This window comes from Brevundimonas sp. (assembly GCF_027487935.1).
In the GTDB taxonomy this organism is placed as follows: Bacteria; Pseudomonadota; Alphaproteobacteria; order Caulobacterales; family Caulobacteraceae; genus Brevundimonas.
The window spans coordinates 1-9336 of sequence record NZ_JAIYCP010000020.1; the positions used below are offsets into that span (position 1 = coordinate 1).

General features: G+C 68.8%; 11 protein-coding genes. 5 read left to right on the top strand and 6 right to left on the bottom strand.

Annotated features, from left to right (window positions below):
- On the bottom strand, positions 1-595 hold a 595-nt coding region (locus Q0053_RS07310), incomplete at its 3' end, for a TonB-dependent receptor (RefSeq protein ID WP_298098074.1).
- Positions 592-1968, bottom strand: a complete 1377-nt coding sequence (gene murC / locus Q0053_RS07315) for a Mur ligase family protein (RefSeq protein ID WP_298098077.1) — start codon at positions 1966-1968, stop codon at positions 592-594. The genes Q0053_RS07310 and murC, both read right to left, overlap by 4 nt.
- A gap of 113 nt (positions 1969-2081) precedes the next feature.
- On the opposite strand from murC, the gene Q0053_RS07320 reads away from it, so the two are divergent.
- Together Q0053_RS07320 and Q0053_RS07325 are read left to right on the top strand one after the other, a co-directional pair.
- The gene (locus tag Q0053_RS07320; RefSeq protein ID WP_298098079.1) at positions 2082-2903 is read left to right on the top strand and encodes an LD-carboxypeptidase; all 822 of its coding nucleotides are present in this window, start codon (positions 2082-2084) and stop codon (positions 2901-2903) included.
- 242 nt (positions 2904-3145) lie between these two features.
- Positions 3146-4093, top strand: a complete 948-nt coding sequence (locus tag Q0053_RS07325; protein WP_298098081.1) for an aspartyl protease family protein — start codon at positions 3146-3148, stop codon at positions 4091-4093.
- A 113-nt stretch (positions 4094-4206) separates the two neighbouring features.
- On the opposite strand, the gene Q0053_RS07330 is transcribed toward Q0053_RS07325, so the two are convergent.
- Positions 4207-4860 carry a methyltransferase gene (locus tag Q0053_RS07330; protein WP_298098101.1) on the bottom strand — a complete coding sequence of 218 codons (654 nt, stop codon included), beginning with the start codon at positions 4858-4860 and terminating at the stop codon, positions 4207-4209.
- A gap of 246 nt (positions 4861-5106) precedes the next feature.
- Here Q0053_RS07330 and Q0053_RS07335 point away from each other — a divergent pair, with 246 nt between their 5' ends.
- From Q0053_RS07335 to Q0053_RS07345, 3 genes are read left to right on the top strand one after another with little or no spacing between them, the layout of a single operon-like run.
- Positions 5107-5469, top strand: coding sequence for a hypothetical protein (locus Q0053_RS07335; protein ID WP_298098084.1), 363 nt, complete (start codon positions 5107-5109; stop codon positions 5467-5469).
- Positions 5469-5666 carry a helix-turn-helix transcriptional regulator gene (locus tag Q0053_RS07340; RefSeq protein ID WP_298098087.1) on the top strand — a complete coding sequence of 66 codons (198 nt, stop codon included), beginning with the start codon at positions 5469-5471 and terminating at the stop codon, positions 5664-5666. Before Q0053_RS07335 ends, Q0053_RS07340 begins: the two co-directional genes overlap by 1 nt.
- A gap of 31 nt (positions 5667-5697) precedes the next feature.
- On the top strand, positions 5698-6639 hold the full coding sequence (locus Q0053_RS07345; RefSeq protein WP_298098090.1) for an alpha/beta hydrolase: 942 nt from the start codon (positions 5698-5700) through the stop codon (positions 6637-6639).
- Here the strand turns inward: Q0053_RS07345 and Q0053_RS07350 are convergent.
- Genes Q0053_RS07350 through Q0053_RS07360 form a run of 3 tightly spaced genes read right to left on the bottom strand, consistent with a single transcriptional unit; the run spans position 6621 to position 9039 of the window.
- The gene (locus Q0053_RS07350) at positions 6621-7085 is read right to left on the bottom strand and encodes a hypothetical protein (protein WP_298098092.1); all 465 of its coding nucleotides are present in this window, start codon (positions 7083-7085) and stop codon (positions 6621-6623) included. The genes Q0053_RS07345 and Q0053_RS07350 overlap by 19 nt on opposite strands.
- Positions 7085-7951, bottom strand: a complete 867-nt coding sequence (locus Q0053_RS07355; RefSeq protein ID WP_298098095.1) for a DUF3298 and DUF4163 domain-containing protein — start codon at positions 7949-7951, stop codon at positions 7085-7087. Before Q0053_RS07355 ends, Q0053_RS07350 begins: the two co-directional genes overlap by 1 nt.
- 11 nt (positions 7952-7962) lie before the next feature.
- Positions 7963-9039 (bottom strand): UbiA family prenyltransferase, encoded by a 1077-nt coding sequence (locus Q0053_RS07360; protein ID WP_298098098.1) that lies wholly within the window; start codon positions 9037-9039, stop codon positions 7963-7965.
- Between the last annotated feature and the right edge of the window lie 297 nt (positions 9040-9336).

Genomic DNA, 9336 nt, shown 5'->3' on the forward strand with positions numbered 1-9336 from the left:
GGTCGAGCGGCTGATCGGCGACCCCCGCAGCCGCGCCCCGGACAGGGGTATAGCCGTCTCTGGTCTCATGGGCCCCGGAGGCGACCAGCCGGACCGGACCGACCGTGGTCGCGCCCGAGCCCGCGAGGCGACGACCGCCGTCAAACAGGGAGGCATCGAGGGCACCGCCGTCGTCACGTTCCCGCAGACTGATGACGCCGGTCAGGGCACCTGCGCCGTAGGGGCCGGCCCCGGAACCGCGGACGATATCCAGACCGGACAGGCTCTCGGTCGGCACCTGTGACCAGATCACCCAGCCGCCAAAGGGGTCGTTCAGGGGCACACCGTCGAGGGTGACAAGGGTGCGTCCCGCACCGGAAGGCGCGATGGCGCGCAGGCTGATGCCCTGGGTCGTCGGATTGGCAGACAGGCTGGACGTCCGGCGGAACAGGGAGACCGCGGGGACAGAGGCGAGGGCCTCGTCGAGGCGCGGCTCGGCGCGCAGGTCGGCTTGCGTCAGCCGCACGACCGCGAAGGCGGCCTCCCCGGCGGCGGGCGGCAGGCGCGCGCCGGTGACGACGATCTCGGGGAGTTCGGGCGGGGGGAGCTGGATCATCCGGCCCGGGTGTCCAGCCGCTTCAGAAGGCCCGCTGCGAAGTCGGACAGGGTGTCGTCCCGGGCCCCCATGACGATGATCCGGTCGCCGGGGCGGGCCATGTCGATCAGTCGGTCGCCACAGGCCTCGCGGGTCGCCAGTGCCTCTGCGTTTTGACCGGCGGCGCGGACGCCCGAGGCTATGTCCTCGCTGCCGACGGAGCGGTCGGTGGTGCCGCCGAAATAGACCGGTTCCGGCATCAGCAGGACGTCGTCTGCGCGCATCAGGCCGGCGAAACCGTCGATGAACTCGCGCTGCATCAGCCGCAGGGGGCCGAAGCCGTGCGGCTGGAACAGGATCAGCAGACGGCCGTCGAAGGCGTGCAGGGTCTTCAGGGTAGCGGCGATCTTGTCGGGGTTGTGGGCGAAATCGTCGATGACGGTGACGCCGTTCACGGTTCCGACGATTTCCATGCGGCGGCGGATGCCGGCGAAGGTCTCAAGCGCGGCCACGGCCTCTGCCAGCGGGACGCCGATCGCGCGCACCGCGCCGAGAGCGGCTAATGCATTGGCGACATTGTGGGCTCCGGGGACGTTCAGGATCACCGTATGGCGCGGGCCGCCGAGCTCGGTCAGGGTGAACCGCATTCCGGTCGGCATCGGCTCGAGGTCATGGGCGTTCAGCGTGGCCGATTCCTCGCCGAGGGCGAAGGTGATCACCTTGTCGTTCGGAAGGGCTTGGGCCAGCGCCCGGGTCTCGACATTGTCGAGGTTGAGCACGGCCTTGGCCGCCCGCCCCGTGAAGCCGCCGAACAGATCGCGCAGTTCCTCCATCGACTTGTGGTCGAGCGAGATGTTGGAGACCACGGCGACGGTCGGGTTGTATCGGGCGATGGAGCCGTCGGACTCATCGACTTCCGAGACGAACAGGTCAGGGCCGCCGATCAGGGCGCTGGCGAAGGGGTGATCCGCGTCGACGAAATTCTTCATCACCGCGCCGTTCATGACGGTCGGCGCGCGGCCCGCCTGATGCAGGATCCAGGCGATCATGCCGGTGATGGTCGACTTGCCGCTGGTTCCGGCCACGCCGATCGAGGTCGGGGCGGCGTTGAACAGCTGACTGAGGAGCTCGGGGCGGGTGACGATGCGGGCACCGGCGCGTTTGGCTGCGCCGATGTCGGGCACGGTGTCCTCGATCGCACCGGTCGCGACCACGGTCTGTTCAGGGCGCGTGACGCCCGAGCCGTCCTGCGGATGCAGGGTCACGCCGTGCGCTTCCAGCCAGGCGAATTTCTCCGGCGTGCGGCCCTGGTCTCGGGACCGGTCGGAGCCCTCGATACGGCCGCCCCCCGAAGACCGAACCTGGGCCTGAACGATCATCGCCAGTGGGAGCATTCCCGAGCCGCCGATACCGCAGAAAAAATAGTCGTCTTGATTCATGAGGGCGAAACCGGGGAATGTCCGGCGGCCTGACTAGCACGGGCGAGGCTGGAGGCCAGCGGCAGAGCATGAAGATCGGCATCGTCAACGCCAGTTCGCGCTTCAGCAAGGCGCGCGCCGAGGCTGTCCTCGACTGGTTTGCCCTGAATTTTCCGGACGGTTCGGTGACCGCGAGCTTTCACCCTGCCAGTTTCGGCAAGCACGGTCATTTCGGCGGCGACGACGCCAGCCGGGCCAATGCCTTTGTGGAATACGCCAATGATCCGCGGCTGGACGCCGTCTGGTTTGCACGCGGCGGCTATGGCTCATGCCGGATCGCTGAGGCGGTGCTGCCCCGGCTGACGGCGGTGGCGCGCAAGAAGCGGTATCTAGGCTATTCGGACGCCGGCAGCATTCTGGCCCTGCTCTACAAGGCCGGTTTCCCGCATGTGGCGCATGGCCCGATGGCCTCGGATGCGGTGCGCAATGACGCCACGGCCTGGCGGGCGCTGAACTGGCTGAGGTCGGGTGATCCGACCTCATGGGAGCCGTCGCTGGCAGAGGACCCGCGCCCGGCGGTGGGCTTCAATCTCAGTATCCTCGATGCCCTCGTCGGAACGGCACTGGAGCCCGACCTGTCGGGTCACGTCCTGATGCTGGAGGATGTGTCGGAGCCGCTGTACCGGATCGACCGGATGATGTTCCACCTGACCGGTCAGGCCTCGATCCGCAAGGTGGCGGGTATCCGGATGGGGCGGGTGTCGGAGATCGTGGAGAATGAGCCGGACTTCGGCCTGACCGCGGAAGAGATCTGCCGCTACTGGTGCGACCGGTCGGGAATTCCGTACCTCGGGTCCGCCGATATTGGCCATGACCGCGACAACAAGGTCGTCCCTTTCGGCCCCCGTTAGGCGAGCGGGGCTCGCGTCTGCGGAGAAGCCGGTCGACGTCTGTCTTCGGGTGACATCAGGTGATTATCCACAGGGCTTCGATCGCTTTATGCCGAAGCCTGCGACGCCCTTGGGGGAGGGTGGTCGCCGTGGCGGTCTGGCCGGCGTCGGGGGGCGCCGGCCGGGCCGCGACACCGCTCGTCGCCGGGCGCGACGAGCGGGACGCTGGCGCGAGCCGCCGGCAAGCGCCATTGTTGACGCCCATGAACCGCCGCGCCCTTCTGATCCGCACTGCAGGACTGGCCGCGGTCGTTGGCGGGGCGTGGTGGGCGCGTGAGACCCTGCTTTGGCCGAAACCGACGCTGACGTTCGGCGAAAGCGGGGCCACGCCCTGGCTGGCCTATGCCCGGCTCAGCCGTGTCCCGACCGTTCGGGTGAGGATCGGCGGCCTCGAGGTGGTCGCCCTGATCGACAGCGGGGCCCAGTATTCGGTGATCGACCGGGCTTTGGTGGCGTCGCTACCCTCGGCCGGACGATCGATGTTCGATATGCCGCTGGTGGCCTATGGGGTCGGCGGCGGTGCGCAGGTAGGACGCGGGACCACCCTGGCCGTCGACCTGCCCGGACTGGCCATTCGCGGTTTGCGGGCGGCCATTCTCGATCTCGGTCCGCTTGCGTCGAAGGACGGTCTGCAGAGCCCGCTGATCCTGGGACAGGACATACTGGGCGAGGCGGTCCTGGCGCTGGATCCGGGCAAACGATACGCGCGTCTCGTGCGGCGTGAAGCCTTTGTGCGCCCGCCTGAACTGGTTCCCGCCGCGGTCCGCCGGCTCGGGGGCTCGCTTGTCACGGAGGTGACGGTCGAGGGCGCACCGATCCGGGCGGTGATCGACACCGGTGCCTCTTCCTTGCTGGGCCTCAGTCGCGAGGCGGCGAGCGGTGCGGGCCTGCTGGACGGACGGCCGCAGGGCAGCGGGATCAGTCTGGTGCTGGGCGGGGCGATCCGTGCTCTGACGGTTGAGGCCGACAGCGTGACCTTTGCCGGTCATCTGTACCGCCGGGTGACCGTCGGTGTGTTCGATCAGCCGCCCCTTCCGAACTTCCCCGGCGGGCTGGTCGGGATGGAGGCCTTCAGGGGGCGGCGCGCGGCCATGGACCTCGGCACCGGGTCCCTGTTCGTGTCGCGGCCGCTGGACCTGACGGTCGGTTGAACCTCGGGACGTCGGCCAGGTGTGCAGGCGGACCGGCCAGTCGATACACAGCCCGTCGACCCTGGTGCCTGCTTGCCCGCCTTCCATCCGGTCAGCCAATCCGGGCCGGGTCGTCAGGGTTTGCCGGACGGGGTCCAGACGCGGGTCCGCTTGACAGCGTCGTCCTCGAGTTCGCGGGTGGTTGGAACGGCGTATTCGGCGAGCAGGTCGAACCCCTGTTTCGGAAAATAGGTTCGCAGGGGGTCGCCGACGAGAACCCGGGTTCCGCGGCGGGCGGCCTCGGTCAGCCAGGCGAGGACCCGTCCGGCCATCGGCTGTTCATAGAAGACGTCACCGGCGCAGATCACCTCGACGTCGGGCGGCACGCCGCCCAGCAGGTCCGCATCGGTGAAGGCCAGCGTCACGCCGTTGGCCCCCGCATTGAGCGCAACGGCGGCGGCGCAGAAGGGATCGATGTCCGCACAGAGCGCCGAGGCCGCCCCCGCCCGGATCGCGGCAATCCCGACCAGACCCGATCCGGCCGCGAGGTCCAGCACGCGCTTTCCGGCGACTTCGGCCGGGTTGTCCAGCAGCCAGCGGGCCAGCCCCTGGCCACCGGCCCAGGCGAAGGCCCAGAATGGTGGCGGCAGACCCATCTCGCCCAGCTCCTCTTCGGTCAGCCGCCAGATCGGCGTCACCTCATCGGCCAGCCACAGCGAGATCTCCGGCGCATGCGGCACGGGCTGCAGGCGGGTGTTGGCCAGGATGAAGGCTTCAGGGTCGGGGATCACGCCTTGGCCGATGCCTTTCCGGGGATGTTCCCCAGCCGGGTGACCATGGGGAGCCGGGTCGCCATCTGAAACAGCCTAGTCCTTCGAAGGGGGCGGTGAAAGCGGATCCGCGATGTCAGGCAGTCCTGACTAAAAGTCAGGTTGACATGACATAATGGTGGTGTCAGGTTCACATTACATCTGATTGGGGGAAGCGACATGTTGAGCGTCTGGAAAACCGGAACGGCGGCGCATCGGCGATATATGCTCCGCACCTTCGCCTTCATGATCCCCTATATGGTCGTCTGCATCTCGATGATGTTGACGGATGTGTTCGATGAGGTGATCGGCAAGCCGTCGGGCTGGATCCTCGCCGCCGCCGTCTCGGCCCCCATTATCGGCCAGATCTGGGCCACGCTCAGCCTGATCCGTGAAAGCGACGAGTTCGTGCGTGCCGTGACCGCCAAACAGTTCATCGTTTCCGCCGGCCTGGCCATGGGGCTGGCGACCTTCTGGGGCTTCGCGGAGACCTTTGCCGCCGCCCCCCATCTGCCGGGATGGCTGGTCTATGCGGCCTTCTGGGGCATCTTCGGATGCGTGGCTCCGTTCATTCGGGCCTCCAACTGATGAAGAACGCGCTGAAGCGGCTCCGAACAGACCGCGGCTGGACCCAGGAACAGCTGGGGCAGGCGCTCGGCGTTTCGCGGCAGGCCGTGAATGCGCTGGAGACAGAGAAACACGACCCCTCACTGGATCTCGCCTACCGGATCGCCGTGCTGTTCGCCCGGCCGGTCGAAGAGATATTTGAAAACCCCCACGGCTGACCGCGTCAGGCGTGGGTCCAGGGAAATCATCATGCTGCACCTTCGTCATCATGCCGGGCGTTCGACCCTGCGCGCATTTTTGCTGGTCTCTGCGTCATTTGCGGTCGCAGGCGGGTTTATCCTGGCCACGACGGCAGACGCCGCGCCCGTACAGGCGGCCTCGACCGCCTTCCGCTCGGACAGGCTGTCGGTCGAGGTGGTCGGGTCCGGTCCCGATGTCATCCTGATCCCCGGCTTCGCCTCCTCGCGGGAGGTTTGGCGGGCCGAGGCGGAGCGGCTGAAGGCGACGCATCGGGTCCATCTGGTGCAGCTGGCAGGGTTCGCCGGGGAGCGGTGGACGCATGGCGGCGGACCCTTCGTCCAGCCGATGGCGGATGAGCTGGTGCGTTATGTCCGCGAGGCGGGACTGCAGCGCCCGGCGGTGATCGGCCATTCGATGGGCGGGATGACGGGCGTCCTGCTGGCGCAGCAGCATCCGGACCTGCTGGGGCGGGTGATGAGCGTCGACAGCCTGCCGTTTTTCAGCGCCCTGTTCGGGCCGCAGGTCACGGCGGAGATTGCCCGGCCGTTCGCCGATCAGACGGCGGCGGGGATCCTGGCGGCCGACGAAGCGGGCTTTCGGGCCCAGCAGAGCCAGAGTGCCATCGGTCTGGCCCGCGATCCGGCCACCCGGGCGGCCATGGTCGAATGGTCGATGGCCTCGGACCGGCAGGCCATGGCCTCGGCCATTCGCGAGGTGATGACCACCGACCTGCGGCCGGGTCTGGCGGCGATGACCACGCCGGTCTGGGCGGTCTATGCCGCAGACGCGGACGGCGGGGCACCGGCGGCGATGGCGGACGCGATGTGGGGCCGGGAGTATGCGACCCTGCCGGGCGTCCGGCTGGTGCGCGTCGATGGCAGCCGCCATTTCATCATGGCCGACCAGCCCGCGCGGTTCGCGCAGATCGTCGATCAGTTTCTGGCGGACTGACCTCGACCCGCGAGGCCGGCGTTGCCGGGCAGGGTGCAGGCGGAGACGATCCGCTGACGGCGTCCCCCCTGACCGGTGTCCGGGGCCAGGTCGAGGCAGTCGACGACCCGGAGCGGATCGGTGTCGGCGATGATCACGCCGCCGCCCTCGACGCAGTCGATCTCGATCAGGGGGCCGCCGTCGCGGGTGCGGCCGATGACGGCAGCCTCGGCGACGGCGCAGACCAGGCCGGCACGGACCACGGCGTCGGCGGCCTGTTCCTGAACGGAGGGCCCGATGGCTGAGTTGCGGCCGCGGTTCATCTCCTCGCGCGAGTCGGGCATCCGGCTGGGGGTCTCGGCCGTCACGCCGAACTGGGCCGGGCTGTAGATCCGCAGGCCTTCCGGCTCGGGGGCGCTCTGCGGCAGGGCCAGGGCCGCGACCCACAGCAGGACAAACGGACCCATCAGGTCGTCTCCGGTGCCGGCGCGGGCGCAAGGACGGGGGTGACATCCCCCGACTTGAGCAACTGGCCGGCGAAGTCGTCGGCATAGGCGATGGCCAGCAGGGAGCGGAAACCGGAGACCGGGATGGCGATCTCATAGCCGCCCTCGACGCCGGGGCCGACCTGATAGGGGTTGATCAGGAAGATCAGGCCGGCGGCACGACCGTTCACGGTGCCGGGCGCGAGGACGAAGGCGGTGTCGGCGGCGCGGGGGCAGGCCGAACCGGGTCGCCCCCCCAGGGTCACCGGAGCGCTGTTCGGTACGCGGGCGCGTTTGGCGGCGTTGATCGCCGCGCACAGGGCCTGGTCCAGGCCGGTCAGGTCGGCGTTCCTGCGAAACAGGTCAGCCAGCCCGATGCGCCGCTTCAGCGCCTTGTCCCAGAGGATGCCGGTGGTCAGGGTGTTGGGATGGGCCCCGCCCGAATAGTCGAAATCGACCTGTTTGAAGCTGATCAGCTTGCCGGTCTCGTGGGCGGCGGTGACCGTGACGGTCTTTTCGTATTTGGGCCGGTCGGTGTCGGCCCCGGCCTCGGTCAGCTCGCCCTGGGCACCCTCGACGAACTGGCGCAGCTGGCGGACCTGCTCGGCATAGAGGCGGGCGTGCAGGTCGCTCTGGGGCTTGATGGCGTCCGGCAGGGTCAGGCGGACGTCGGCGTAAGGGGTCTTCTCCTCAAAGCCCATGGGGGCCGCTGCGTCCGCCGGGGTGACGGCGGCAGCCTGTCCCGGCGCGGCGGGTGCCTCACCGGGGGCGGGCTCGCGGTCACGGTTGCAGGCCGACAGGCCGGCGGCGAGGGCGGCGGTCAGCAGCAAGGCGCGAACAGCGGACATGCAGGTCTCCTTCAGAACGGCCAGGATACAGCGCCCAGGATGATGGCGGAAAGCAGGATGAAGCCCGCATCGCGGTTCGAGCGGAACAGTCGCAGGGCGAGGGCGGGGTTGTCCGGCCGCACGTCACGCGCCTGCCGGAACAGATGGGCGGCGAAGGGCAGGAGGGCGACGTAGAACAGGGGGCCGAGGCCGGCGCTGACGCCGGCGGCGACGGTCAGGGCGACGGTCAGGGCGTAGAAGACGCCGACCCCGACCTGCACGTTCGCGCCGAGACGACGGGCCGAGGATTTCACCCCGACCATGGCGTCGTCCTCGATGTCCTGCAGGGCGTAGATGGTGTCGTAGCCGAGGGTCCAGAAGACGAGGGCGAGGTAGAGGAGGAGGGCGGGGCGGAAGACGTGGTCCTGCAGGTGGAGGACGTAGCCAGCGCCGGCATTCTCTGTCGTGAGCCACAAGGTCCAGACAGGGGCTGACGGCCAGATGAGGTTTTCTTCCCCGATCGGAGCGCCACTGTAGGTTCCCAGCCCCGTGGCCGCGACCGCCAGATAGATCGCCGCCGCGAACCCCATCAGCGCCCCCCAGTTGAAGGTCAGGCCCAGCCAGGCCTGGGGCCACCAGGTGATCCGCTTCATGAAGGGGTAGGCCGCGACGAGGACGAGCGACGCGACGCCGAGCAGGATCGCCGTCAGGTTCAGGGTCAGCAGGATCAGCAGGCTGATCAGGCTGCAGCCGATCACGAAGGTCAGCGCCTGTTTCGCCGAAATGCGGCCCGAGGGGATCGGACGCAGGGCGGTGCGGGCCACCTGCGCGTCGATGTCCCGGTCGACGATGTCGTTGAAGGCGCAGCCGGCCGCCCGCATCAGACAGGCCCCGAGAGCGAAGCCGAGGACCAGCCAGGCGTCGTAGAGGTCCGGCACCTTGCGATCCAGGCTCAGGGCCAGGGCGATGCCCTGCCAGCCGGGCAGGAGCAGCAGCCAGATGCCGATCGGTCGGTCGAACCGGCCCAGCTTGAGCCACGGCTTGAGCCCCTCCGGCGCATGTCGGTCGACCCAGTTCGTCGGGGCGTCGGGAAGCGGGGCGGAGGTCATGGGTGGGAGATAGCCTGTCAGGGCATGGCGGTGAAGGGTGGGGGGTGATTGGTGATTGGTTTGGGCGCGGGTGCGGTTCGCGCCGTCCTTCCGCCGTCAGGGCGGCAGCCACCACCAATCACCAACCACCCATGACTGATCGCTCTCCGGCATCGCTGCCGGAAAGGTCGGGGAGGGCGCGGGGCGGCCGGGCCTCGCCCGGTGCTTTGATTGTTTTACCGTTTCGACGAAGCAGACCTGCCCCGCGCAGCCGTTTTCCACGCGCCCTCCGGGTAGTGGCCCTGAGTTCGGACCTGA

What these genes read in the sequence shown, in the direction of transcription:
- Q0053_RS07360 (WP_298098098.1), bottom strand. Translation starts at nt 9,039, where the DNA reads ATGACCTCCGCCCCGCTTCCCGACGCCCCGACGAACTGGGTCGACCGA.
- murC (WP_298098077.1), bottom strand. Translation starts at nt 1,968, where the DNA reads ATGCTCCCACTGGCGATGATCGTTCAGGCCCAGGTTCGGTCTTCGGGG.
- Q0053_RS07355 (WP_298098095.1), bottom strand. Translation starts at nt 7,951, where the DNA reads ATGTCCGCTGTTCGCGCCTTGCTGCTGACCGCCGCCCTCGCCGCCGGC.
- Q0053_RS07335 (WP_298098084.1), top strand. Translation starts at nt 5,107, where the DNA reads ATGCTCCGCACCTTCGCCTTCATGATCCCCTATATGGTCGTCTGCATC.
- Q0053_RS07350 (WP_298098092.1), bottom strand. Translation starts at nt 7,085, where the DNA reads ATGGGTCCGTTTGTCCTGCTGTGGGTCGCGGCCCTGGCCCTGCCGCAG.
- Q0053_RS07320 (WP_298098079.1), top strand. Translation starts at nt 2,082, where the DNA reads ATGAAGATCGGCATCGTCAACGCCAGTTCGCGCTTCAGCAAGGCGCGC.
- Q0053_RS07340 (WP_298098087.1), top strand. Translation starts at nt 5,469, where the DNA reads ATGAAGAACGCGCTGAAGCGGCTCCGAACAGACCGCGGCTGGACCCAG.
- Q0053_RS07325 (WP_298098081.1), top strand. Translation starts at nt 3,146, where the DNA reads ATGAACCGCCGCGCCCTTCTGATCCGCACTGCAGGACTGGCCGCGGTC.
- Q0053_RS07345 (WP_298098090.1), top strand. Translation starts at nt 5,698, where the DNA reads ATGCTGCACCTTCGTCATCATGCCGGGCGTTCGACCCTGCGCGCATTT.